The sequence below is a fragment of the Ruegeria sp. B32 genome (assembly GCF_025141855.1).
Lineage (GTDB): Bacteria > Pseudomonadota > Alphaproteobacteria > Rhodobacterales > Rhodobacteraceae > Ruegeria > Ruegeria arenilitoris.
On sequence record NZ_CP081107.1, the window covers coordinates 165,420 to 191,181 of the forward strand.

Below are 25,762 nucleotides of genomic sequence, written 5' to 3' on the forward strand. Positions count from 1 at the left end.
CTTCCTCTTAGGCTGCGAAACCGGATCAATCAATGATGCCCGAAGAAACAGGCCGAAAACGACCGAAGGGTGCCATCTGGTCATGGCAAAGTCAAAATACCCATTTCCAATATCTCTGCCCTAACGGGCAAGCGCCCCGAAGCCGGTTGCCCGGCTTCGGGGACAGGATCAAGCGCTCGCCATGATTGCTTCCAGCGGATCGTGTTCGGCCACGAAGTGTCCGGGCGAAATCTCGCTGAGCGTGGGAACATAGTCGGTCTGGCCCGCCGCCAGACGGCTGGGCAGGAACCGCAGCGCTGCCTTGGGATCCATGGGCGAGGGCAACTCGCCCGGCAATTTCAGCCGCTGGCGGCTGCGCTCGACATCCGGGTCCGGGATCGGAACCGCCGAGATCAGCGATTGCGTATAAGGATGAACCGGGTTCGCGCAGATCACCTCGCCATCGCCCAGTTCGACGATCCGACCCAGATACAGAACCATGATCCGGTTCGACACCGCGCGCACCACCGACAGGTCGTGGCTGATGAAGATCATCGACAGGCCGAACTCCTGCTGCAGTTCCTTCAGCAGCTGCACGATCTGCGCCTGGATCGACACGTCCAGCGCCGAGACCGCCTCGTCGCAGATGATCAGCTTGGGCTTGTTGATCATCGCCCGTGCGATGCCCACGCGTTGGTTCTGCCCGCCCGACAGCTCGTGCGGGTAGCGGTTGATCATGTTGGCGTTCAGGCCGACCCGTTCCATCATCTCGGCGACCATCTGCTTGCGTTCGCGCTCGGTCAGGTCGGGGCGATAGGTCTTCAGCGGTTCCGCGATCGAGGCGGAGATCGTCATCCGCGGGTCCAGGCTGGCCAGCGGGTCCTGGAACACGATCTGCAGATCCTTGCGGTACTTGTTCAGCTCGGCCCGTTTCAGCCCGACGATCGGATGGCCCAGCCAGCTGACATTGCCGTCGCTCGGCTCGATCAACTGCAGCACGGCACGGGCGAGGGTGGACTTGCCGCAGCCCGATTCACCGACCACGCCCAGGGTTTCACCCTTGCGGATGTCAAAGCTGACCCCGTTCACCGCCTTCAACGGCACCTTGCGGCCAAAGATGCCGCCCGGAACGTGGATCGGGAAATGCACCTTGACGTCATCGACCTTCAGCAGCGGCGCCTCGTCGGTCTGCACGGACTTGGGCGCGTCGCCCGCGTCGATGCGGGGCATGGCCTCGATCAGGGTGCGGGTATAGTCGTGTTTGGGCGCGTGAAAGATCTCGCGCGTGTCACCGGCCTCGACGAATTCGCCCAGGCGCATGACCTGAACCCGGTCGCACATGCGGGCCACGACGCCCATGTCATGCGTGATCAGGGCGATGGCGGTGCCTTCGTCCTTTTGTAGACGCACCATGAGGTCCAGGATGTCGGCCTGAACGGTCACGTCCAGCGCGGTGGTCGGTTCGTCGGCGATCAGCAGCTTGGGATTGCACAGCATCGACATGGCGATCATCACCCGCTGGCGCATCCCGCCCGACAGCTCGTGCGGGAACTGGTCCAGACGGCGCGCGGCCTCGGGGATGCGCACGCGGTCCAGCCATTCCAGGCACCGTTGCCGCGCGGCCGAACCCTGCAGGCCTTCGTGCACCTGTAAGACTTCGCGCATCTGCTGGCCAACCCGCAAATGCGGGGTCAGGGCGGTCAGCGGGTCCTGAAAAATCATACCCACGTCATCGCCGCGGATCTGGTTCAGCTTGTTCACGGGCAGGTTCAGAATTTCCTGCCCGTTCAGCAGCACCGACCCGGTGGCCCGGCCCGCCGGCGGCAGCAGCCCCATCGCAGCCATGAAGGTCTGGCTTTTGCCCGACCCGCTTTCGCCGACGATGCCCAGGCATTCGCCCGGAGCGATGTCAAAGCTGATGGTCTTGACGGCCTCGACCACCCCGTCGGGCGTGTCGAACTGAACGCTCAGGTTCTTTACGGAAAGCAGGCTCATGTCAGCGGTCCTTCGGATCCAGTGCGTCACGCAGGCCATCGCCGATGAAGAACATCGTGATGATGATGGTGACGTAAAATGCCAGGGGGTACATCAGTTGCCACAACGTGCCGTAACCCATGGTTCCGGCGCCCTCGGCGATCAGACGACCCAACGAGGTATAGGGTTCGGAAATCCCCAGCCCCAGGAACGAGATGAAACTTTCCGTCAGGATCATCTCGGGCACCAGCAGTGAGGCATAGACGATCACCACGCCCAGCAGGTTGGGCAGGATGTGGCGGTACATGATGGTGAACTCGCTGACACCGGCGGCGCGGGCGGCCTCGATGAACTCGCGGTTCTTCAGGGTCAGGGTCTGGCCGCGCACGATCCGCGCCATGGTCAGCCAACCCACCGCACCCAGCGCGATGAACAGCATGAAGAACGACCGCCCCGCCACGACCAGCAGCAGGATGATGACCAGCGTGGCCGGAATGGCCAGCAGGATGTCGACGAAGCGCATCATCACGCCATCGACGCGCCCGCCGATGTAACCAGCGGCAATGCCATAGCAGGTGCCGACGATCAGCGCGGTGGCCGCCCCGATCAGGCCCACCAGCAACGAGGTTGTGGTGGCCTGGATGACCCGGCTGTACAGGTCGCGCCCTAGATCGTCGACGCCGAAATAGTGCCCTGTCTCGATGGACGGCATACCCATGCCGGCCACGTCGCCCATGACATTCCAGTCGATCTCCTCGTTGTTCCAGACGGCGAAGTAAGGCCCGATGATCGTGAACAGCACGATCAGGCCCAGGATGAACACGCTGGCCATGGCGGCCTTGTTGCGGACAAAACGCATCCGCGCGTCCTGCCAAAGCGAACGTCCCTGAATGACCGTGTAATCGGTGATGTCTTCGGCCAGATGGGCGGCTTTCTGAGATTTTCCAAGCATTTGCCAGCCCCCTCAGTAACGGATTTTCGGATCGAACCAGGCATAAGCCAGGTCGGTCAGCAGGTTCACCAGAACGGTCAGAACGCCATAGAGGATCGTGACCCCCAGCAGCACAGCATAGTCGCGTGACAGTGCCGATCCGACATAGGCCTGCCCCAGCCCGCCGGTCGAGAAGTAGATGTCCACAAACACCGAGCCGGTCAGCACATAGACGAAGACCGGACCCAGATAGGACACCACCGGCAATAGCGTGGGTTTCAGCGCATGGCGCCAGATCACGGTGCGGGTGGGCAGGCCCTTGGCCCGCGCGGTGCGGATGAAGTTCGAATTCAGAACCTCAAGCATCGACGAACGCGTGATCCGCGCGATCGAACCCATGTATGAGGTCGCAAGCGCGATGACGGGCATGATCAGGTATTGCCACTGGCCCCCGTTCCAGCCGCCGCCCGGCAGCCAGCCCAGCCACAGGGTGAAGGTCAGGATCAGGATCGGGCCCATGATGAAGTTCGGCAGCGCCTGGGCGGCGATGCCCAGGCCCACGGCAAAATAGTCGATCCAGCTGTTGTGGCGGATCGCAGCGGCGATGCCCAAACTGACGCCCACCAGCGTGGCCACGAGGAAGGACAGCATTCCGTAGGTCAGCGAAATTGGAAAGCCCTGCGCGATGATGTCGTTCACGTCGCGGTCCTTGAACTTGAAGGACGGGCCGAAATCGAAATGCACGACGATGTTGTACAGGTAATCCCACAGCTGTTTCCACAGCGGCTGATCCAGCCCGTAGCGCGCCTCGATATTGGCCAGAACCTGCGGCGGCAACGGCCGCTCCGAGGTGAAAGGCCCGCCGGGCGCGAAGTGCATCAGAAAGAAACTGGCGACGATCAGCAACAGGATCGTCGGAACGGCGATCAGCAGTCGCCGGATGACATAGGCAAGCATTTCATGCCCCCAATTATTGGCTCTGCCCCAGAGCATGTCCGGGGCAGGGCGCGATCAAAGGATGATGATTACTCGGCGATCTTGTAGAGGTTCTTCGAGTACCAGTTCTGCTCGACGTTGTTCACCGGCCAGTTCCCCACGTCGCTGTCCATCATGTAGACACCGGCGTAGTGGTAGATCGGGATCACAGGGGTTTCCTGTGCGATGATCCGCTCAACCTCGGTGTACAGCGGGGCCGGATCGTCCGAGGTTTTGGCCTGAGCCAGCAGCTCGTCGACCTTGGCATTGTTGTACTTGCCGTCATTGTAGCCGGAATCCGACTGCAGCAGGTCCAGGAAGGTCGAGGCTTCGTTGTAGTCGCCGCACCATGCGCCGCGGGCCAGTTCAAAGTTCTGGTTGCCGCGCTCTTCGAGGAAGATCTTCCATTCCATGTTGGCCAGCTCGACCTGCGCGCCCAGCTTCTGCTTCCACATCTGGCTGAGGGCCACGGCGACTTTTTTGTGCGCCTCGGAGGTGTTGTAGACCATCGCGAAACTCAGCGGGTTGTCGGGACCGTATCCGGCCTCGGCCAGCAGTTCCTTGGCCAGCTCGTCGCGCTCGGCTTGCGTCATCGACGCCATTTCCACGACCGGCGGGGTGAACCCTGCGGTGGCTTCGGGCACGAAGGTATAGGCTTCGGGCTGACCGCCGGCCAGGATGTTCTCGGTGATGATCTTGCGGTCAACCGCCAGCGACAGGGCCTGACGCACGTTCGGGTCCTTGAAGGCCTCGGGGCCGCTGTCGGACAGGTTGAACGTGTAGTAGTAGTTGCACAGGCGCGGGAAGCTGATCGCCTCGTTCGGGTATTCCTTTTTCAGGCGTGGGAACTGGCCTGCGGGCACCTCGGTGCGGTCCAGCTCACCGGCCAGATAGCGGGTCAGGGCCACGTTTTCATCGTTGATGACCAGCGCCACGACCTTGTCGATGATGGTGTTGTCGTTGTCCCAGTACATCGGGTTGCGTTCGCGCACCGAGCGTTCGTTGGGCAGGTGCTCGGTCAGGACATAGGCGCCGTTCGAGACGATGTTGCCAGGCTTGGTCCATTCATCGCCGAACTGCTCGATGACTTTCTGCGGGGCCGGGAAGGTGGTCGAGTGCGTGGTCATCTGCGGGAAATAGGGCAGCGGCGCGCTCAGTTTCACTTCCAGCGTGTGGTCGTCGATCGCCTTGACGCCCAGGTCGTCGACCGGCTTGTCGCCTGCGATGATCTCGGCGGCGTTCTCGATCGACATCAGCTCCATGAACCAGGCATAGGGCGAGGACAGGGCCGGATCGACGGCGCGTTTCCAGGCAAAAACGAAATCATGCGCGGTGACCGGATCGCCGTTCGACCACTTGGCGTTGTCGCGCAGGGTGAAGGTATAAACGTCCTTGGTCTCGTTGGTGGTATAGCCGGTGGCCACGCCCGGAACCAGGTTGCCGTCTTCGTCCTGGTTCATCAGACCTTCGAACAGGTCGCGGACAATCTCGGCGCCCGACACGTCCTCGACCACCTGCGGGTCGACCGAGCTGTGCTCGTCCAGCACGCGGTAGACGAAAGTCTGGTCATCGGCCAGCGGCTCGCCGGTGACCGGATGGGTGCCCGCGGCCAGCGCGGCTCCGGTGATGAAGGTCGAGCACAGCAGGCCCGCCACCGAGTTTCGAAGGATGGTGTTCATGATCTTCTCCCAATTATTGTGGCGGCGCTCTGCGCATCCATATGGGATGGCGTCCGGCGGCCCTGATTGCCCGACATCCGCTGGGACCCGGTTCTTTTGGATTTTGGGTTGTGCCAATTCGCAAGGAACACTGCGTCGCAGCTTTCTGGATTGCAGTCGGTGAAGTGGATGCAAGAGCTTCCTCTCGCTGGCCGAGACCGTGCCACTATTTTGGGCAGGGTTAAAGCCTTCCCATGAGTCCGGATCGCCTAAAGGTAGAAAGAAACTTCGTGACGCGTGGTCGCCGAAATTTTGTAACGATGGCGTGTATCGTTGCGATATTTTCGTGCCCAGGCCGCCCGGATTGCAGCCTGAGGCGCGATCTTCTTCGGCAGAATTTCGCCGCTCGCTTTCGCCCAAACAAGCGAATCGCCAGCGGTCAGGGACGCAACCGCGACTTCATCCCGGCCTCGGGGAAACAGGTGGGGCGCTGGCCGGTTTCTTCCTGCCAGCGGCCGATCGACCGGCGGGTTTTGTATCCCGGGAGCCCGTCTGCACCGCCCACGTCGTGCCCCATCGCGATCAACGCCTGCTGCATGGTCGCGATATCCGACCGGTAGAGACCGCCCACCTTGCCCCAGCGGCCTTTGAAATCGCCCACGCCATACTGAATGCGATCGCCCACATGACCCACGAACAAGGCGTAGAGGTCGCTCATGTTGTAGTCTTTGAGAACGTAGAAATTGGGCGTTGCGACAAAGGCCGGACCGTTCCGGCCGGCCGGCATCATCAGGTAGCCCTCGCCGCGCAGCTCGTGTTCGGGGAAGGGGCGGCCCGAGACGCGTGTGATGCCCATAGCAACCCAGTCGCGGATCGCCCGGCCCTGGTCGGGACCCTCAAGCGCGCAGGACACAGACGCCGGTACGGTCACCTCGAACCCCCAATCGCGGCCGCGGACCCAACCGTGCCGCGCGAGGTAGTTTCCGATCGATGCGATCGTGTCGTCGGCCGACCCCCATATGTCGGCCCGGCCGTCTGCATTGCCGTCGGCCGCGTGGTTCAAAAAGCTGGTCGGCATGAATTGGGGCTGGCCCAACGCGCCGGCCCAGCTGCTTTTCATCGCGCGGCCGTTCACGTGACCAGCCTCGACGATCTGCAGCGCGGCGATCAGTTCGCCGGTAAAATAATCCGCGCGGGTGCTCATGAATCCCTTGGTGGCCAGCACCTGGATTGCGTCATGCCGGATCGGAACCTGCCCATAGCCGCTTTCTCGGCCCCAGACCGCAAGGATGATCCGGGCGGGAACGCCGGTCTGTTCCTCGACCCGGCGCAGCGTTTCCTCATGACGCTTGGCCATACGCCGACCGCCGGCGGCGGCACCCTGAACCGAATTTGCGTTGAAATACCGGCCGGGGGACCCGAACTCGGCTTGCCTTTGCTTTTTGGGCGTCCGCGCCGGAGAGCCCGGCGGAACAAGATCGGGCAGTTCCCAATTCAGGCGAACCCCGTCGGTTGCGCTGTAAAACGTGCGGCGCGATACACCCTGCGCCCGAGCCAACGGCCAGACCTGTTGCTGCAACCAGTCCTGAAACTGCCGCTCGACCGCGGCTCGGTCCTGCGCGATCGCTGCGCCGGAAAACGCGATCAGTCCAATCAGAATAAGCAGTAAACGCATGACCCAATGACTGACGCGAGCCACTGGCCAAGTCAACTCGATGGTGACGTGGGTTACGGCCGCCCGGGAAAAACCTTGTGAAATCTGCTGACTCTGCCGATAGTTGCACCAACCTAAGGTTTGATGAGGGCGATCCGGCGTGAGCGGAAACAGGACTATACCTGCGGTACTGACAGCGCTGATCGTGGTCGTATTGTGGTTGGGCGCGGCGCAATCGGCTCTGGCCAGCGACAGTTTCATGGATCCTCAAGGCCCTATTGCGGCGGTCCAAAAAACACACCTGGTGCGCGCGACCGCGTTGATCCTGATTGCGGTCATTCCGGTTCTGGTTCTGGTTCCCTTGATCGCTCTACGCTATCGCCGCCGCGCGCAAAGCCATGCTGCCTATCGGCCCAAATGGGATTTCTCGCCCCTGCTGGAAACCGCGATGTGGGGTGTGCCGGTGGTGATCGTGGCGCTGCTGTCCTTTTATCTTTGGAAAGCAACCCACCGGCTGGACCCTTACGCGGCGCCGTTCGGCGATGAACCGGCCCTGCGCGTGCAAGTGGTGGGGCTGGATTGGAAATGGCTGTTCATCTACCCCGACCTGGGCATCGCAACGGTGGGTGAGTTCGGGGTGCCAACAAAACAACAAGTCGCGCTAACACTGACGACGGACACGGTGATGCAGTCATTCATGGTTCCCGCCCTGGCGGGGCAGATCTATGCCATGCCCGGCATGACGACCCAATTGCATCTCGTGGCTGATGCCCCCGGACAAATGCAGGGCGAAAACACCCAGTACAATGGGCGCGGCTTCACCAAGCAGAAGTTCCAGACGGTCGCGATGCCGCCCCCGGACTTCGACGCATGGGTCGACCGGGTTCGGCAGAACGGAATCGTTCTGGACCCAGCAACCTACCGGACGCTGGCCATGCGGACAGACCGGGACGAGGTTCAGGCCGCGCTTGGCACCGCGCAGATGCCGGACAATGCGCTGTATTTCCGCCTGGATGATGGCGATCTGTTCCACAGCATCCTGGGCCGGTATCACAACGGGCAACCTTTGCCGCAGGATCAGCAACCGGGAACCGCTCAATACGGGCAGGAGGACAAGCAATGACATCTGCCGAGTCCGGTTTCTTCGGCCGTCTGAACTGGGATGCCTTCCCCATCGCCGGGCTGATCCAAGACCCCAATACGAATGAAATCGTGGCCAATGCCGCGGCGGGCGTGGTGATCGTGGGGGTGGCCGCGGTTCTCGGACTGCTCACCTGGTTTCGCCTGTGGGGGCCGCTGTGGCGCGACTGGCTGACCAGCGCGGATCACAAGAAGATCGGCATCATGTATATCGTCTTTGCCATCGTCATGCTGGCGCGCGGCGTTCTGGAAGGCGTCGTGATGCGCGCCCAACAGGCGGCCGGGCCGGGCGAGGGGTTCCTCGAGGCCGAACATTTTGCCGAGCTGTTCAGTACCCACGGCACGATCATGATCTTTTTCGTGGCGGTGCCGTTCGTGTTCGGACTGGCGAATTTCCTCGTCCCGCTGATGATCGGCGCGCGGGATGTGGCCTTTCCGGTGATGAACCAGATCAGCCTCGGCCTGACGGTTTCAGCGGGCATGATGCTGATGGTCAGCCTGGTGGTGGGCGAGTTTTCCACCGGCGGCTGGACGGCCTATCCGCCCTATACCGGCGCGGCCTTCAATCCGGGTGTGGGGCCGGATTACTGGATCTGGGCGATCGTGGTGTCGGGCATCGGCACCACCCTGACGGGAATCAACTTTGCCGTCACGATCTACAAGTTGCGCGCGCCGGGGATGAAATTCATGCGGTTGCCGATGTATTGCTGGACGATCATCTGCAGTTCGATCCTGATCGTGTTCGCCATGCCGCCTTTGGGGGTGGCGGCGCTGTTGCTGGCCGCTGACCGGTATCTTGATTTCCATTTCTTCACCAATGACCTGGGCGGCAACATGATGAACTATGCCAACCTGTTCTGGCTGTTCGGCCACCCCGAGGTCTACCTGCTGGTTCTGCCGGCCTATGGCATCTATTCCGAAGTCTTCGCGACCTTCTCGGCCAAGCGGCTCTATGGCTACAACTCGCTGGTGATCGCGACCATGTCGATTGCGGTGCTGTCGTTTACCGTCTGGCTGCACCATTTCTTCACCATGGGCCAAAGCGCCCTGATCAACGCGGTCTTCGGCATCGCCACGATGCTGATCGCCATTCCAACCGGCGTTAAGGTCTATGACTGGATGGCCACCCTGTATCGCGGCCGTATCCGGTTCTCGGTGCCGATGCTGTACGGGCTGGCCTTTCTGATGCTGTTCGTGATCGGGGGGCTCAGCGGGGTGATCCTCGCCAATCCGACCGTCGATTATCAGGTGCACAATACGCTGTTCCTGGTCGCGCATTTCCACAACGTGTTGCTTCCGGGTGTCCTGTTCGGCCTGCTGGCGGGCTACAACTACTGGTTTCCCAAGGCCTTCGGCTTCCGCCTGGATGAGGCCTGGGGGCGGACATCGGTCGTGCTGTGGACGGTGGGCTTCATGCTGACCTTCCTGCCGCTGTATTTCGTGGGGCTGATGGGGATGCCGCGCCGCTCCTACAGCTGGGAGGACCCGAGCTTTCACCCCTACATGATCACGGCCGTCATCGGCGCGCTGGTCATTCTGGCGGCTTTGCTTTCGGTCGTCGTGCAGCTGTGGGTCAGCATCCGGAACCGCGAACAAAGCCGCGTTCCGGTTGGCGACCCCTGGGACGCCCGCACGCTGGAATGGTCGATTCCGGCCCCGCCGCCGCCCTACAATTTCGCGATCATCCCGCATGTCACGGACCGCGACGATTTTGCCGCCGCGAAAGAGCGTGGCGAGGCATACCCGCACCCCGACCGGTACGAGGACATCACCATGCCGCGCAACACCGGCCTCGGTTTCGTGCTCTGCGTGCTCAGCGGTGTGTGGATGTTTGCGCTGGTCTGGTGGATCTGGTGGCTGGCGGCGCTGATGACAGTGATGATGATCCTGTCATTCATCCTGTGGACCTTTCAGACCGATACCGAAGAAGTGATTTCTGCTGAAGACGTGCGCAGGCAGCACGAGGCCTGGCTGGACCTGGTCCGCAACGCGACCCCTGTGAACCGGGATCACGAAGGCGCCCCAGAAAACACCGGGCTTGCCCGACCGGATCTGGAGGCAGCGACATGAAGCCTGCACCAACCCACAGTTACCCCGGTCTGAACCTTGGGCGGCGTCATGCCAGCGCCCACAAGGCGACCGAAGTGGTGACCTTCGGTTTCTGGGTCTTTCTGATGAGCGACCTGGTCTATTTCGGGCTGATGTTCGGCGTTTACATCACCATGATCGACGCGCAGGCCGGTGGTCCGGGTCCGCGCGAGTTGTTCGATCTCTACAGCATCTTTGCCCAGACGCTGATCTTGTTGACCAGCAGCCTGACTGTTGGACTTGCCATGCTGGCGCTGAAATACAACCTGCCGCGCGGTCGGATCGTCCTGTGGTTCGGGGTCACGCTGCTGCTTGGGCTGAGTTTTCTAGTCCTCGAGATCCGCGATTTCATGTCGATGGCGGAAAAGGGCGGCATCCCGCAGCGCAGCGGTTTCCTGTCCGCTTTCTATGGGCTGGTGCCTCTGCACGGGCTGCATGTGGCGGCGGGCTGTGTGTGGCTGGTCGTTCTGGGCATTCAACTGCGGGTCATGGGGATGACCGACCTCGTGATTTCGCGCGTGGTGCGGCTGGCACTGTTCTGGCACTTCCTTGATCTGATCTGGATCGGCATCATCACCATCGTGTATTTCGGAGGGCTGACCTATGGATAAACGGTCCGAGATGCACAGACACGAGCGGCGCCGGTATGTGATCGGCTATGGCGGCTCGCTGTTGCTGACACTCACCGTGTTTGCGATCGCCTACTGGTTCGGCATCGAGACCAAGGGTGTCTATCTGGCAATTGGGCTGTTGGGTCTGGCGCAGCTGATTGTTCAGCTGGTCTATTTCCTGCATATCGACCGTCGCCGCAGCAGCCGCGAAGATCTGGATTTGGTCCTGTTCTCGACGCTGGTTCTGCTGATTATCATCCTTGGAACGGTCTGGATCCTGGGCAATCTTGCAATGCGGATGCACATGCCGGGCATGTAGCGACCGGCTAGCCCATCACCCACAGTCCCAGCCACAGGGCCAGCCAGCACAGTCCGAGGCTGAGCAGGATGTTTCCACCCGCAAGGACAATCGTCCGCTCACGCTGCAGTTCAAGAGACTGGTAGGCAAAGCTGGAGAATGTCGTGAACCCTCCGCAAAAGCCGAAAACCAGGCGCTTTTCTTCTTCGGCCATCTCCACGGGCCCGCCCAGGTACCCGATCCAAAGCCCCAACAACAGGCTGCCCAATACGTTCACGACCAGTGTTGAGACCGGCAGGTCGTGGGTGATGGCCCGCGCGACCCAGTGACGAAGGACTGCTCCCAGTCCGCCGCCCAGCCCGAACACCGCATGCAGATACAGGTCGGTCATTCGGCCGGCCCTCCTGAGCGGCGGCGGCGTCCGATTGCCTCGCCCAGAATGGCCGCGCCCAAACCGCAGATGACTTCGGCCGCCAACGGGAAGATGACCGACCAGCCGTCGGTTTCAGCGATCCGTTCCAGTTCGGCGGCAAAGGACGAAAACGTCGACAATCCGCCGCAGAAACCAACGGCCCCGAGGTGCAGAACATGGGCATGCACCCGGCCCCGTATGGCGTAGAGCCATCCCAGAATGAAACAGGCCACGACATTGATGCCGAAGGTCGATGTCAGCAACGGCATCCCCGGAATTTCCAGCGCAAACAGTTCGCGCAGGATCGACCCAGCCGCCCCGCCGACAAAGACGGCGGCGTACATCATGGGCTTCCCCGAAACTGCCGCCTGAGTTTTGGCCAAGGACGCTTCTCCGCCTGTGGGGTTTGGATTTGGATAGCGGCTGTGCCGCCCGGGTTCAACCGCCGCAACCAAGCCACCGCAAATCCGCCCGATGCCTAGGGTGGCCGTACAAAGGCTTGCAATCAAAGGGCAACCTGACCACGATCTATCGGGACAGGCCCGATGGGGTCGGAACCAGAGGGCAGGTCATGACGTCGAATTCCGTGTGCAAGGTATTGCTGGATATTCTCGCGGATGCCGGAGGGCGCCAGATCTTCGGCGTGACGGGCGATGCGCTCAACCCTCTGCTCCAAGCCATGCGCGGCGATGGCCGGTTCGAATGGATCGGGGTCAGGCACGAGGAAAACGCAGCCTATGCAGCCTATGCCCAGGCGCATCTGACCGGCGGGGTCGGGATTTGTGCCGGAACCGTCGGTCCCGGCGCGCTGCACCTGATCAATGGACTGTACAACGCCCGGCGTGAGGGTGCAGGGGTCGTGGCGATCACAGGTCAGGTCGCTCATCGGGAGCGCGGGACCGGTTTCCACCAGGAAGTCAATCTAGAGAAGGTGTTCGAGGATGTCTGCGGCTATCAGGCCGTGATCAATTCGCCGGACCAGATGCCGCGACTGGCTCAGATCGCCGTGCAACGCGCCTTGATCAACCGCGAGGTCGTCCGGATAGAACTGCCCATCGACGTATCCGAACAGCAGGTGCCCAGCTTGCACCAACTGCACCCGATCCTGAAAACGCCATCAACGCTGATCCCGCCCGAATCCGAAATCGACCGTGCGGCCAAGATCATCAACGCGGGCAGGAAAGTCGCTCTTTTCGCCGGCGTGGGATGCAGAGAAGCCAAAGACAAGGTTCTGGCTCTGTCCGAACGGCTGAACGCGCCGATCACGCATTCCCTCAAGGGCAAGGACATTTTTGACTATGATGATCTCAACGTGGTCGGGATGACCGGGTTGATCGGCAATCCCGGCGGGTATCATGCAGTGCGCGACTGCGATGTGCTGGTGATGCTGGGGACGGACTTCCCATACGAGTGGTTCCTGCCGGAAAACGCGAAAATCATCCAGATCGATCGTAACGTCGAACATCTGGGACGCCGCGCGCCCATCGCATCGGGATTGCTGGGAGATGTTGGCGCGACGCTGGATCTGCTCTTGCCAAAGCTGGCCGCAAAGGACGACAAGGCGTTTGCCGATCGTCAGGTCAAGCTGTGTACGAAATGGCTGGCGCAGCAAGACCGTGACTCCAGTCTCGAGCGCGACACCGAGCCACTCCACCCGCAGCTATTCGCGCGGCAGGTCTCCGACCAGGCTGCCGATGACGCGATATTTGCAATGGATATCGGCGAATGCACGGTCTGGGTGGCCCGTCAGACGCGAATGAAAGGCGGACGGCGCATGGTGGGGTCGTTCAACCATTCGTCACTGGGGTCCGGGTTGCCTTCGGCGTTGGGAGCCGCCGCACTGGATCCGAAGCGCGAGGTTTGGGCGTTCTGCGGGGATGGCGGTTTTGGCATGTCCATGCAGGATTTCGTGACTGCCGTGCGCTACGAGTGGCCCATCAAGGTGCTGGTCTTCAACAACCAGACGCTCGGATTCGTGAAGATGGAGATGGAGGTGGCGGGTTATCCGCTGAACCCCGCTGCTACCGATCTGGTGAACCCGGACTTTGCGGAATACGCGAGGGTTTGCGGTGGGGATGGGGTCCGTGTGGAACATGCGGCTGACATCCCCGAGGCCGTCGCGCGGGCCAAAGCCAGCCGAAAGCCATTCATCATCGACGCCATGGTCACGCCCGGCGAGTTGGTCATGCCTCCGCATATCGATACCAAGATGGCCTGGGGTTTTGGCATGTCCAAACTGAAAGAAGGCATCCTGCTGGCCAAGGGTGAACACGCGCAGTGGGACAACTGGGTCAAGGAACTCAAGGCCAACCTCTGACCGGTTGGCCCAAGGGAGAGCAAGATGATCGTACGTCGAATCAATTATGTCGTGACCTATGTGGTTCTGCCTTTGACCGTGGTCTGGGGCTTGTACTGGCCTCCGGCATTCTGGCTGCTGATTTTGCTGGTCCCTTACGCGTTGGTCGGGCTGTACGACATGCTGACCACCAAACACAACGTACTGAACAACTATCCGGTTCTGGGCCATTTCCGGTATATGCTGGAGTTCGTCAGCCCGGAAATCCGCCAGTATTTCGTGGAAACCAACGAAAGCGGGCGGCCCTTCAACAGGATCATTCGCGCGCTGGTGTATTCACGAGCAAAAGGACAAGTCGACACTCAGGCCTTTGGCACCCAATACGATATCACCGAAGTCGGGTATCACCGGGCCAACCATTCGCTTGCGCCCAAGGACGTTCCGGAAAGCGAAGAGCGTGTGATGCTGGGCGGTCCTCAGTGTGAAAAGCCCTATCTCGCATCGCGGCTGAACGTTTCAGCGATGAGCTTCGGGGCACTCAGCGCCAACGCAATCCGCGCCCTGAACGGCGGGGCCAAGGATGGCGGTTTCGCACACAACACGGGCGAGGGCGGGCTGTCGCCGCACCATCTTGCCGAAGGCGGCGATATCATCTGGCAGATTGGCACCGGATACTTCGGTTGTCGGACGGCAGAGGGCGGCTTTGACAAGGACAAGTTCGCCCAGAATGCCCAGAAGGATGTCGTGAAGGCGATTGAGATCAAACTGTCCCAAGGCGCCAAACCGTCCCATGGCGGTGTTCTGCCGGCGGCCAAGGTCGATGAAGAGATCGCTCTTATTCGTGGCGTACCCGTGCATCAGGATGTGATTTCGCCACCCATTCACTCGGCCTTTGACGGGCCAACGGGCTTGATGCATTTCGTCCAACACCTGCGCGAAATGTCCGGGGGCAAACCCGTCGGTTTCAAGCTGTGCATCGGCAACCGGTCCGAGTTCATGGGGATCTGCAAGGCCATGCTGGAAACGGGCATTCTGCCCGATTTCATCACCGTAGACGGGGCCGAAGGCGGGACCGGCGCGGCGCCTGTGGAATTTACCAACCGTCTGGGCGTACCGTTGAACGAAGGGCTGATCTTCGTGAACAACTGTCTGCGCGGAGTAGGTCTGCGGGACAAGATTCGGGTGATCTGTTCAGGCAAAGTGGCAACCGGCTATGACATGATCGAGAAATTCGCGCTGGGGGCTGACATGTGCAATGCGGCGCGGGCGATGATGTTCGCCGTGGGCTGCATTCAGGCCCTGCATTGCAATACGAACCGCTGCCCGTCTGGCGTCGCAACACAAGATCCCATTCGCGGGCGCGCGGTCAACGTGCCGCAGAAACGCAAGCGGGTTCACCGCTTCCATGACGCCACTCTGGAAAGCTTTCGCGAAATATTGGGTGCAATGGGGAAAGAGCACGTATCTGAGCTTGGCCCATCCGATATCTACCGCCGAATTGCCAACGAGCGCGAGTGCTCATACGCGGAACTTTACACCTTTATCGAGCCAGGTGCCTTGTTGAAAGACACAGTGCCGCAGGAATTTGCAGCGGATTGGCAGAAGGCGTCGGCCAGCCATTTCTGATTTTTTTCTCGAATGGTCCAAGGATCCGCTCCTGTCCTACGTCTGAATAGTCAGAATGAGCAAACTGACCTCGGATGAAGAATTGGCCCATGGGGCCGCCAACGGGGACGCGGAAGCGTTCGCGACGCTGCTTGGACGGCATTATGACCGCGTGTTCCGGCTGGCCTTTCGGCTGACCGGCAGCGCCGAGGTCGCCGAAGATCTGACGCAGGACATATGTGCAGCCTTGCCCGCAAAAATTGTCGGTTTTCGAGCGAGTTCAAAGTTCACGACATGGCTGTATCGTGTCGTCTGCAACGCGGCACACGATGCGCGGCGTCGAACCGCCAGCCGAAACCGGGCAGCTATCGGCTGGGGCGATGTGGAAAAGATGCGGCGCGCCGAAGCCGTCGAGACGGCCGAGGCCCTGTCATGGCTGCAACGGGCCATGCAGAGTTTGCCCGAAGATCTGCGTCAGACACTGGCGCTGACGCTGGATGATGAAATGACCCATGCACAGGCCGCCGACGTGCTGGGCGTGTCCGAGGGCACGGTCTCATGGCGCCTGTCCGAAGCCCGAAAGCGCCTGCGTGCGATCAAACAAGAGGAGCTTGCCCAATGAGTGATGAGCTCGATGATCTGAAAACACTGATGGATGCCGCAACGCCTGCACCGGATGAAAAGCGGCGGGCCGTCAATTTGGAACTGGCCAGAAAAAACCTTGCTGATCTCCAAGGATCCCGACCCGGTACGCGTCCCAATGTCAGGCGAGGCCAGTTTGCCCGCGTGACAGAAGGAACCAAAGCCATGTTGAATGCAATTTCGACCCGCGGCGCGCTGGCCGCTACAACAGCCATCGCTGCCGTTGCGCTGATCATGATCGTGCCGCAGACACGGGACGGTGTGCTGTCCCCCAGGTTCGGTACCGAGACCCGGGTGATCGGCCAGCCGCAGGCGGTTCGGCCAACCGGTCGATCAGACGCTGAAACGGCCGAGATGGATCTCGAGGAACCCGTTGTCGAAGCGCCGATGGTTGTGGATGAAGCCCGGGAACCTCTGGCAAAACGCAGCCTTCTTTCGCAAGGCCGCCTCGTCGACAGCACAGTGGCCCCTTCGGTTTCGAGCGACGCTTTTCGTCCGCCAGCGCGACCCGAGCAGTCGTCCGAAGAATTTGCAAACGCCGAAACCAACTCACTCAAGGTCACCGCGGAAGAACCGGTTTCGACGTTTTCGATTGATGTCGATACCGCATCTTACGCCATCGTCAGGTCCTCGCTTCTGGCTGGTCACTTGCCCCCGCGTGACGCGGTGCGGATTGAAGAAATGGTAAACTATTTTCCCTATTCCTATCCGGCGCCGGAGGGCGCGGTGCCGTTTCAGCCAAGCATCACGGTCATGCCCAGCCCCTGGAATACCGGTACTCGACTGGTCCATATTGGCATTCAGGGAACGCTTCCGGTGATCGAGGAGCGTCCGGCGCTCAATCTTGTCTTTCTCATCGACACCTCGGGCTCGATGCAGGACGCCAACAAGTTGCCCTTGTTGAAACAGTCCCTGCGCCTGATGTTGCCCGAGTTGCGACCCGAGGATCAGGTGTCGATCGTGACCTATGCCGGCAGTGCGGGCCAGGTTCTGGAGCCGACATCTGCAGCCGATCAGGCCAAGATCCTGCGGGCGCTCGAACACTTGGACGCGGGCGGATCCACAGCGGGACAAGCCGGGCTTCAGCAAGCCTATCAGGTTGCTGCAGACATGGCCGCCGAGGGCGAGGTGACGCGAGTCATTCTGGCCACGGACGGGGATTTCAACGTTGGCCTGTCCGATCCCGAAGCTCTCAAGGAGTTTATCTCTGACAAGCGCGACAGCGGAACATATCTGAGCGTTCTGGGTTTCGGGCGCGGTAACCTTGATGACGCGACGATACAGGCCCTGGCCCAGAACGGAAACGGACAGGCGGCTTACATCGACACGCTGGGTGAGGCCCGCAAAGTGCTGGTTGACCAACTGACCGGTGCGCTGTTTCCGATTGCCAACGACGTCAAGATTCAGGTCGAATTCAACCCTGCCCAAATCGCCGAATACCGCCTGATCGGATACGAAACCCGCGCTTTGCGCCGCGAGGACTTTTTGAATGACACTGTTGATGCGGGCGACATAGGTGCTGGCCACAGCGTGACCGCGATTTACGAAGTCACGCCGGTCGGCTCCAACGCAATTCGCAATGCACCGCTACGGTATGGAAACACCGCCCCCGCTTCGGGCAGTGATGAAATCGGCTATTTCAAGCTGCGGTACAAAACACCCGGCGACACGCGCAGCCAGTTGATCGAGCAACCGATCATGGACGGGCAGGGCCGCCAGACGGACGACGTGAGGTTTTCCGTCGCGATTGCAGGTTTCGGCCAGTTGTTGCGCGGCGGCACTTACCTGTCCGACTGGAGCTATGATGATGCAATCGCGATGGGCAACACAGCCCGTGGGGCCGATCCTTTCGGGTACCGGACCGAAGCCGTGACCCTGATGCGTCTGGCGCAATCCCTGTCAAAATAAAGGGTGGGCAATCCGTGTCAGTTCAACGACGGGCGCGGATTGTTGGCAGCGTGCGAATGAATCTTCCGCACGCTCCACTCAACTGCGTCTCGCATGGTTTTGCCCAAGGCGGTGTCAAAAGCGGTAACAAGATCCGGCGTCTCGTCGCTGGTCGAGACAACGGCTTCCTGGAACGAGCTTGAAGCGATGATCTTGTCTTCGAACTCGTCGATGATCTTGATGTTCATTCGCACTTCGATTTTTACGGTTTTCGAGTTTTCGGTTTCTCCGACGACAATCCCTTGAAACTCGCGCAGGTCCGGAACGATGACGTAGTCGGCGCGCAGGCCGACCGTCGAACGGCCCACGGCGGCGACGCGACCGCTGTTTTCAAAGCTTTCGACCATCAACGCCTGAACGATCAAAGGTGCTCGGTCCACCCACCGGGCACGCGGCAGATACTGGACCTGCAGGGGCGTCGGCTGCACGGCAATCTGGTCGGTGTTCACCGCAGCGGTCGCAGTGGGTTCCTGGATGACGATCTGTTTCTGCACCCGGGGCAAAGACTGCGAGAACGTGCTCTTGGGGGTCAGCAGATACAGGTCGTTCGGTTTCGAGGCCTGTTTCAACGTGCCAAGACCGGCACATCCGCCCAGCGTCGTGATTGCAAGGGTCAGAAAAAGGGGCCTGATCATTGACGGAACTCCGATGCTTGGGTGCCCAGAAGGAAACGCGCGGGGTCGCGCTCGACCTTGTCGACAAGACGGTCCAGGCTGATGACAAGGCGTTGGGATTCTTCCACGAAACGAACGAATTGAGGCAGTCCGACCCGCAGGAAGTCCGAAACCTGCCGGCGGTTTTGTTGAACGATGCCGTCGATCGTTCCCAACAGGTCCGATGCCGATTGCGACGCGCTCAGAACGTCCGCTGAAATCTGGTCGATCTTGTCGGTCACGTTCGTTACCGTTTCGGCCACTTTGGTGGCGGCGTTTCGGATGTCGTCAACAACCTGTGCAACGTCTTCGTCCATCACGCGATTGGCCGAGTCGAACGCGCGTTCTGCGGATGCCAGAGTTCCTTTCGCCGAATCCATGGCCGCGGTCACCGAGTCGAGCGTTTGGTTGGCGTTGGCAAATGTATTGTTGACGGTTGCCATGGTTACCGCGGCTTCATCCGACAACCCGATCAGGCGGTCCGCGAGTTGCGACCCGCGCTCGATGAAGGGGCGGACGTCGTCTTCGATGACCTTGTTGGCTGTCGCCAGCGTCTGGTTCGCGCTGTCCAGTGCGGTTTTGGCCGATTCCGAGGCCGTTTTGATGCTGTTCAGCGTATCAGTTCCGGTGGTCAGCGTGGTTTCTGCGGTATCAGCCAACTGATCCAGGCGTTTGGTGAAGGCCCCGATGTCCTTTGCCGCGCCGCCCAGATCGCTGGACAGGGATTCAAAATCGTTCAGGGTCTTGTCCAGTCGACCCGAGGCCGAAGCCAGGTTGTCGAGAATGTCCGACACGGCCTTGCGATTGTTGTCATCCACCACAGCGTTCAGGTTCTCCAGCAAGGTCACCGCCTCGTCCAGGACCTTGGGTGCGCCCTCGAACAGGGATTGGATGGCGCTGCGCTTGCTTTTGATGACACTGTTCTGCGGCAACCTCTCGGCATCCGGCGACCCGCCCGACAGCTCGACATAGCTGACGCCGGTCACCCCCAGCGACTGCAACTGCGCGATCGTGTCCGTGGTCACCGGAATGTCTGCATCAACCTCGAGCCGGACCCTTACTTTGGACGGGTCATCGTCATCAAGGTCCAGCGAAATGACCTGTCCCACGGGCAGGCCGTTATAGCTGACGCCACCGGCGGCTGACAGGCCCGACACGTTGTCGAACAGCACGTCATAGTAAGCGTATTGGCGCGTGACTTCGAACTTGGCCAGCCACAGGAAGAAGCCGAACGCGCTCAGGATTCCCGCCAGTGTAAACGCGCCGATCAGGATATAGTTCGCCCGGGTTTCCATCGCCTCTACCTGTCCTGCCCCTTCTGTTGCGCCGCGCGGGCCCGGGGGCCTGTGAAGTACTCCTGTACCCAAGGGTGGTCGATCTTGGTCATGTCTTCAATCGGACCTTCCACCAGCACGCGCTTTTCTGCAAGAACCGCAACGCGGTCGCAGATCGCGTACAGGCTGTCCAGGTCATGTGTTACCATGAAAACGGTCAATCCCAAGGCCTGTTGCAATTCTCCGATCAATTCGTCGTAGGCCGCGGCGCCGATGGGATCCAGCCCGGCGGTGGGCTCGTCCAGAAACACGATCTCGGGGTCCAATGCCAATGCTCGGGCCAGCGCGGCCCGCTTGCGCATACCGCCTGACAGCTCTGACGGGAACTTGCCGCAACTCAGCTGCGGCAGCCCCACAAGGCTGATCTTGAGGCTGCCGAGCGCCCGCATCAAGCTCTCGCTCAGGCCGGTGTGTTCGCGCAACGGGGCCATGACGTTCTGAAGCACGGTCAGCGAGGAAAACAGTGCCCCGTCCTGAAAGGCGACGCCCCAGCGTTTCTCGATGCGGCGTCGGTCGGCCTCGGGGCCGTTCAGCACGTCGACACCCAAAACTTCGATACTGCCTGCCGCGGGTTTGTTCAGCCCGACGATGGTGCGCAGAAGGACGGACTTGCCGGTCCCGGACCCGCCGACAATGCCCAGCACTTCGCCGCGCCAGACATCCAGGTTCAGGTCGTCATGCACCACCTGCGGACCGAACTGGTTGCGCAGATTGCGCACACGGATCACCGCTTCGCGCTGCGCTTCCAGCTTGGCGGTCGATGTCTGAGCAGATCCATCCATGTCAGACACCGATCTCGGAGAAGAAAATGGAAAACAGCGCGTCAATGGCAATGACCATGAAAATCGACTGAACAACTGACGCGGTGGTGCGTTGGCCGACGCTTTGGGCGGAACCCTTGACCTGCATTGCCTGCCAACAGGCGATTACCCCGATGACCATGGCAAAGAACGGCGCCTTGATCAGCCCAACCGCCAGGTGCCAGACGCTGGTGTTTTCCTTCAGGCGCGTAATGAACATTCCGGGGCTGACGCCCAGATCGATCCAGCTCATTAGGGCGCCGCCAAAAAGGCCGGCGATATCGGCCACGAAGCCCAGTATCGGCAGCATGATCAGCAGTGCAAGAACCCGTGGAATGACGAGCACCTCGATCGGGTCCAGACCCAATGTGCGCATGGCGTCGATTTCTTCCTGCACTTTCATCGAGCCGATCGAGGCCGTGAAGGCCGAGCCGGATCGACCAGCCACGATGATTGCGGTCAGCAGGATACCCAGCTCGCGCAATACCGAGATCGAGATCAGCTCGACCACGAAAATTTCCGCGCCGAACTGTTTCAATTGGGTGGCCCCCTGAAAAGCCAATACCACGCCGATCAGAAACCCCATCAGCGCCACGATGGGCAGGGCCTTGAACCCGGTTTCCTCCATCTGTGACACGACCGCGGCGCGGCGCAGGCGCCACGGCATGATCATCGTGCGGCCCAGCCGGTGCAGGGTCAGGCCCAGAAAGCCGAGGATCGACATGGTGTCGCGCCCGGCGCCCACCGTTGATTGGCCCAGGCTCTCAAGCCATGGCATGAACCCTTTTGGTGGGGCTTCGGCGGGAATGTCCTTGGGAATGTTCTCCGAGACGGTTTCCAGCAGCGCGGAATGTGCCGGTTTCAACCCGTCGAAAGCCACGGTCGCCCCCATGGCTGCACAGCGGTTTTTCAGGTCCGCGATCAGCCACGCGCCGCCGGTGTCCAGCGCATCGATTTCGGACATGTCGACCGTCACATGCGCCGCATCCGGACGGGTGGCGCGAAAGGCGTCTTCGACGGCGCTCAACGACTGTGTCAGCATTTCGCCAGACACAATCACGCGCGCTGTGCCGCCTTCCTGTTCGACTGCAATCGAGGGTTTCGTCATGCCGGTATCAGACGGGAAACCGTTCCGGGCCGCAATGGCTTTGTTCAACCGGGCGGCGATTTGGATGCGGGGGTTACCGGTTTGCACGGCCCGGGTCGCCCTAGAGTCGAGAATTGGCGCAAAACCGGTTGCCTGCCCGAGGGAACCCCGACACAGTCCGCACCGTCGAACACCAGTTTTCCAATGGGAATCACGGCATGAGCCAAGCAGGAAACGTTCTTTTCATCATCATCGACCAATTGCGGGCCGATTGTCTGCGCGGTGCTCTGGCTGATCATGTCGACCTGCCCAATCTACGCGCCTTCATGGACGAGGCCGTTTCGTTCGACCGGCATTTTTCCGTTACCAATCCCTGCGGGCCGTCCCGCGCGTCGATCCTGACCGGGCAATATGCGATGAACCATCGTTCGGTCCGCAATGGCACGCCGCTGCGCCATGACACGCCGAACATCGCGACCGAGATGCGAAAAGCCGGCTATCTGCCGATGCTGTTCGGCTATACGGACACCTCGGCCGATCCACGGGTTCATCATCCGAATGATCCGTCGGTGAAGACCTATGAAAACCCGATGCACGGGTTTCACGAAGTACTCGAAATGCGCCTTGAGGAGTCCTATCCTTGGCGTTCCTACTTGATGCGCCGGGGATACGAGTTTGAAGACTACTGGGATCTCTACAAGCCGGTTTCGCCGGATGGGTCGGCCCCAAAATTGAACGACCCGGCCCTCTACAAGGCCGAGGACAGCGACACCGCATTTCTGACCAACGGTTTTCTGGACGGAATTGCCGCCTATCGGAACTCGGGATGGTTCGCGCATTTGACGTATATCCGTCCGCATCCGCCACTGGTGGCCCCCGCGCCCTACAACCGGATGTACGATCCCAACGCGTTGCCTTTGCCAACCCGTCTGCCCGGCCCCGAGGACGAAAAGGCCATACACCCGTTCTTTGGACCCGCTCTGGACTCGAATACTCCAAACGACTGCGTGCAAGGTTTTGCCGAGGTGGAGCCGAGGGATGAGAACACGCAGACCCTGCGGGCCGTCTATCTTGGATTGGCAACTGAGGTTGACCATCATATCGGCCGGGTCATCCGCTTTCTCAAGGACAGTGGCCAGTACGATGACACACTGTTGGTGATCACCGCGGATCATGGCGAGATGCTGGGCGATCATTTTTCCTGGGGCAAAATGTCGGTATATGACGCGGCTTACCACACGCCGCTGATCATTCGCATGCCTGGCAACACTCAGATGGCCGGCCAGCGTGTCGAAGTGCCGACCGAGTCAATTGATGTCGCACCCACGATCCTGGACTGGGTTGGGAAAGAGATCCCGAACTCGATGGATGGTCGATCCTTGTTGCCGCTGCTGCGTGGTGCCGTGCCACAGGACTGGCGCCGGTATTCCTTCAGTGAGCTGGACTTTTCCGATCCGCTGACGCCCACTCAGTTTCAGAGGGAACTAGGGACGGGTAACAGCGACTCGTGTCTGGGCATCCTGCGTGACGAACGCTTTACCCTGGTCGAGTTTGCAGCCGACCTGCCGCCGTTGTTGTTCGACCACCATGGTCGGGGCGAGGCCGAGAATGTCGCCGCAAACCCTGAGTACGCAGCTGATTTGGCGCGGCTTGGTCGTGAAATGCTGCGCCACCGTATGCGGAACATGGATCATTCCCTGTCCCTGCATTCCGTGACATCGCAGGGGCCGAAGTCAGTGCGCAGGTTCGATTGATCCAGGCGGCTGCCGACGATTTAACTAACCTGTGCCGCCGCTGGCGGAGACAGTTCCGCGCGGCTCGGACGCCAAACAAATTCAGATAATTCAATGGACAAACGGTTTCCGTGGGGTATCGTGACCTTGGAAATTCCCGCGCTGATCGCACTCGTCCGGGCCTCCGGACAACTGACGTTCAGGGTGGACTGAGCGACGCAACAAACCCGAAAGGCGCAGTATGGTCGATTGGCTGGTGAATATCCTGCAAACCTATCCGGAACTGGCTGTCTTCCTCGCCATCGGCATCGGGTTTTTGGTCGGACCAATCAAGGTCATGGGGTTCAGTCTGGGTTCGGTAACGGGCACCCTGTTGGCGGCCGTCGTGATCGGGCAGGCGCAGATCAGTATTGATTCAGCGGTGAAGTCCACCTTCTTCATCCTGTTCATCTTCGCAGTTGGTTACGGCGTTGGGCCGCAGTTCATTCGCGGTCTCAAGGTCGACGGCGCGCGCGAGGTGCTTTTTGCCCTAAGTGTTTTAGCCCTTTGTCTGATCGTGTCGGTCGTGTCGGCCAAGATCGCCGGGCTCGAGCTTGGCTACGCCGCGGGCCTGTATGCCGGCTCGCAAACGATTTCGGCGGCGATCGGAGTGGCGACGGACCAGATCAACCAGTTGGGTTTGTCGGCCGAGCAGGCCAAAACCTATTCCAACCAGATCCCGGTCGCCTATGCGGTGACTTATATCTACGGCACGATCGGGTCTGCGATCATTCTGGCCAAGATCGGCCCGCGTCTGATCGGTGTCGATCTGGTGGCCGCCTGCAAGGAATACGAGGCCAAGCTGAGTGGCGGCGAGGATGTCGAGACCGGAGGCGGCATCGTTTCGGCCTATCGCGCGATCGAGGCGCGCGCCTTTGAAATTCCCGAGGGCAGCGAATTGCTCGGCCAGCCGGTCAAGGACCTGTTGCCCGGCGTCCGCGTCTATGCCGAACGCCTCAGCCGCGGTGGCAAGATCGTCGAGGTTGACGCGGACACGGTGCTGCAAGCGGGTGATGTCGTGATGTTCTCAGGCCGGCGCGGTGATCTTGTCGGAGCGCTGGAGCCCAGCCTCAAGGAAGCGGATGCGCCCGAGCTGCTGAGTATCCCATCGGAAAAACTGGACGTTTTGATCACAAGCAAGGACGTGCACGGCAAGACATTGGATGACCTCAGCAAGATGCCTCAGGCCCGTGGTGTGTATGTGTCCAAGCTGACGCGGAACATGATTGATCTGCCGCTGCTGCCGGGCACGGTTCTGCACCGCGGCGACATTCTGACCATTCTGGGCAGCAAGCGACATGTCGAGGCGGCCATCGCCGAAATCGGGTACGCCGACCGGCCCGTTGACACGACCGATCTGGCCTTTGTGGGCTGGGGCATCTTCATCGGGGGTGTCATCGGCACGCTTGCAATTACAATGGGCGGTTTTCCGATCAGCCTGTCGACCACTGGTGGCGCGTTGCTGGCCGGGCTGCTGCTGGGGTGGCTGCGTACCGTTCACCCGACCTTCGGTCGCATTCCCGCACCGTCGCTGTGGTTGATGAATACGCTGGGCCTGAATGTCTTCATTGCGGTCATCGGGATATCGGCCGGGCCCGGTTTCGTGGCCGGTTTGCAGCAGGCGGGTATCGCGCTGTTGTTATGGGGTATTGTGGCCACGTCTTTGCCGATGATTTTCTCGGTTTATGTCGGGCATTACATATTCAAGTTTCATCCCGCCATCCTGTTTGGCGCCTGCGCGGGCGCCCGGACCACGACGGCTGCGCTCGGCATGATCCAGGAGGCCGCGCAAAGCCGGATTCCAGCCCTGGGCTACGGCATGCCCTACGCGATCGGAAACACACTGCTGACGATATTTGGGATGGTCGTCGTTTTGATCCTGAGTTGATTTGGAAAGGTCTTGAGA

Annotated in this window: 21 protein-coding genes; 10 read left to right on the forward strand and 11 right to left on the reverse strand. The window is 60.8% G+C overall.

Annotated elements, in window-relative coordinates:
• Window positions 1-168 precede the first annotated feature (168 nt).
• The 5 genes from K3752_RS18280 to K3752_RS18300 all read right to left on the reverse strand — a co-directional run bounded on the left by K3752_RS18280 (window position 169) and on the right by K3752_RS18300 (window position 7,192).
• On the reverse strand, window positions 169-1,974 hold the full coding sequence (locus tag K3752_RS18280; RefSeq protein WP_260066725.1) for an ABC transporter ATP-binding protein: 1,806 nt from the start codon (window positions 1,972-1,974) through the stop codon (window positions 169-171).
• Window position 1,975: 1 nt separating this feature from the next.
• Window positions 1,976-2,905, reverse strand: a complete 930-nt coding sequence (locus tag K3752_RS18285) for an ABC transporter permease subunit (protein ID WP_170341885.1) — start codon at window positions 2,903-2,905, stop codon at window positions 1,976-1,978.
• A gap of 12 nt (window positions 2,906-2,917) precedes the next feature.
• Complete coding sequence (oppB, locus tag K3752_RS18290) at window positions 2,918-3,841, reverse strand: oligopeptide ABC transporter permease OppB (RefSeq protein WP_093963128.1); 924 nt, start codon at window positions 3,839-3,841, stop codon at window positions 2,918-2,920.
• A gap of 68 nt (window positions 3,842-3,909) precedes the next feature.
• Window positions 3,910-5,538 (reverse strand): peptide ABC transporter substrate-binding protein, encoded by a 1,629-nt coding sequence (locus K3752_RS18295; RefSeq protein WP_260066728.1) that lies wholly within the window; start codon window positions 5,536-5,538, stop codon window positions 3,910-3,912.
• A 418-nt stretch (window positions 5,539-5,956) separates the two neighbouring features.
• Window positions 5,957-7,192, reverse strand: coding sequence for a lytic murein transglycosylase (locus tag K3752_RS18300; protein ID WP_260066730.1), 1,236 nt, complete (start codon window positions 7,190-7,192; stop codon window positions 5,957-5,959).
• 139 nt (window positions 7,193-7,331) lie between these two features.
• Here K3752_RS18300 and K3752_RS18305 point away from each other — a divergent pair, with 139 nt between their 5' ends.
• The 4 genes from K3752_RS18305 to K3752_RS18320 are packed head-to-tail and all read left to right on the forward strand — an operon-like array spanning window position 7,332 to window position 11,329.
• Window positions 7,332-8,294, forward strand: a complete 963-nt coding sequence (locus K3752_RS18305; protein ID WP_260066732.1) for a cytochrome ubiquinol oxidase subunit II — start codon at window positions 7,332-7,334, stop codon at window positions 8,292-8,294.
• Window positions 8,291-10,381, forward strand: a complete 2,091-nt coding sequence (locus K3752_RS18310) for a cbb3-type cytochrome c oxidase subunit I (RefSeq protein ID WP_260066734.1) — start codon at window positions 8,291-8,293, stop codon at window positions 10,379-10,381. Before K3752_RS18305 ends, K3752_RS18310 begins: the two co-directional genes overlap by 4 nt.
• Window positions 10,378-11,010: a cytochrome c oxidase subunit 3 gene (locus K3752_RS18315; protein ID WP_170367371.1), complete on the forward strand. Its 633-nt coding sequence runs from the start codon at window positions 10,378-10,380 to the stop codon at window positions 11,008-11,010. The genes K3752_RS18310 and K3752_RS18315 overlap by 4 nt, the downstream gene beginning before the upstream one ends.
• The gene (locus tag K3752_RS18320; RefSeq protein ID WP_260066735.1) at window positions 11,003-11,329 is read left to right on the forward strand and encodes a cytochrome o ubiquinol/quinol oxidase subunit IV; all 327 of its coding nucleotides are present in this window, start codon (window positions 11,003-11,005) and stop codon (window positions 11,327-11,329) included. Before K3752_RS18315 ends, K3752_RS18320 begins: the two co-directional genes overlap by 8 nt.
• Before the next feature lie 7 nt (window positions 11,330-11,336).
• Here K3752_RS18320 and K3752_RS18325 read toward each other — a convergent pair whose 3' ends face one another.
• Window positions 11,337-11,699 carry a CrcB family protein gene (locus K3752_RS18325; protein ID WP_170341325.1) on the reverse strand — a complete coding sequence of 121 codons (363 nt, stop codon included), beginning with the start codon at window positions 11,697-11,699 and terminating at the stop codon, window positions 11,337-11,339.
• Window positions 11,696-12,067, reverse strand: coding sequence for a CrcB family protein (locus K3752_RS18330; protein WP_254429010.1), 372 nt, complete (start codon window positions 12,065-12,067; stop codon window positions 11,696-11,698). Before K3752_RS18330 ends, K3752_RS18325 begins: the two co-directional genes overlap by 4 nt.
• Window positions 12,068-12,291: 224 nt before the next feature.
• On the opposite strand from K3752_RS18330, the gene K3752_RS18335 reads away from it, so the two are divergent.
• Genes K3752_RS18335 through K3752_RS18350 form a run of 4 tightly spaced genes read left to right on the forward strand, consistent with a single transcriptional unit; the run spans window position 12,292 to window position 18,171 of the window.
• Window positions 12,292-14,037 carry a thiamine pyrophosphate-dependent enzyme gene (locus K3752_RS18335; RefSeq protein ID WP_260066736.1) on the forward strand — a complete coding sequence of 582 codons (1,746 nt, stop codon included), beginning with the start codon at window positions 12,292-12,294 and terminating at the stop codon, window positions 14,035-14,037.
• A 24-nt stretch (window positions 14,038-14,061) separates the two neighbouring features.
• Window positions 14,062-15,642, forward strand: a complete 1,581-nt coding sequence (locus K3752_RS18340) for an FMN-binding glutamate synthase family protein (RefSeq protein ID WP_260066738.1) — start codon at window positions 14,062-14,064, stop codon at window positions 15,640-15,642.
• A 55-nt stretch (window positions 15,643-15,697) separates the two neighbouring features.
• Window positions 15,698-16,243, forward strand: coding sequence for an RNA polymerase sigma factor (locus K3752_RS18345; RefSeq protein WP_170452430.1), 546 nt, complete (start codon window positions 15,698-15,700; stop codon window positions 16,241-16,243).
• Entirely contained in the window at window positions 16,240-18,171 is a 1,932-nt protein-coding gene (locus K3752_RS18350; protein ID WP_260066740.1) for a VWA domain-containing protein, read from the forward strand. Before K3752_RS18345 ends, K3752_RS18350 begins: the two co-directional genes overlap by 4 nt.
• Before the next feature lie 17 nt (window positions 18,172-18,188).
• Here K3752_RS18350 and K3752_RS18355 read toward each other — a convergent pair whose 3' ends face one another.
• The 4 genes from K3752_RS18355 to K3752_RS18370 are packed head-to-tail and all read right to left on the reverse strand — an operon-like array spanning window position 18,189 to window position 22,105.
• Entirely contained in the window at window positions 18,189-18,845 is a 657-nt protein-coding gene (locus tag K3752_RS18355; RefSeq protein ID WP_170359351.1) for an ABC-type transport auxiliary lipoprotein family protein, read from the reverse strand.
• Window positions 18,842-20,158 (reverse strand): MlaD family protein, encoded by a 1,317-nt coding sequence (locus tag K3752_RS18360; protein ID WP_170367367.1) that lies wholly within the window; start codon window positions 20,156-20,158, stop codon window positions 18,842-18,844. The genes K3752_RS18355 and K3752_RS18360 overlap by 4 nt, the downstream gene beginning before the upstream one ends.
• Before the next feature lie 5 nt (window positions 20,159-20,163).
• Window positions 20,164-20,979 (reverse strand): ABC transporter ATP-binding protein, encoded by an 816-nt coding sequence (locus K3752_RS18365; protein WP_260066742.1) that lies wholly within the window; start codon window positions 20,977-20,979, stop codon window positions 20,164-20,166.
• Window position 20,980: 1 nt separating this feature from the next.
• Window positions 20,981-22,105, reverse strand: a complete 1,125-nt coding sequence (locus K3752_RS18370) for an MlaE family lipid ABC transporter permease subunit (protein ID WP_170359354.1) — start codon at window positions 22,103-22,105, stop codon at window positions 20,981-20,983.
• Window positions 22,106-22,302: 197 nt separating this feature from the next.
• On the opposite strand from K3752_RS18370, the gene K3752_RS18375 reads away from it, so the two are divergent.
• Together K3752_RS18375 and aspT are read left to right on the forward strand one after the other, a co-directional pair.
• Window positions 22,303-23,838, forward strand: coding sequence for a sulfatase-like hydrolase/transferase (locus K3752_RS18375; protein ID WP_260066743.1), 1,536 nt, complete (start codon window positions 22,303-22,305; stop codon window positions 23,836-23,838).
• Between the two features lie 220 nt (window positions 23,839-24,058).
• On the forward strand, window positions 24,059-25,744 hold the full coding sequence (aspT, locus tag K3752_RS18380; RefSeq protein ID WP_260066744.1) for an aspartate-alanine antiporter: 1,686 nt from the start codon (window positions 24,059-24,061) through the stop codon (window positions 25,742-25,744).
• Window positions 25,745-25,762: the final 18 nt, after the last annotated feature.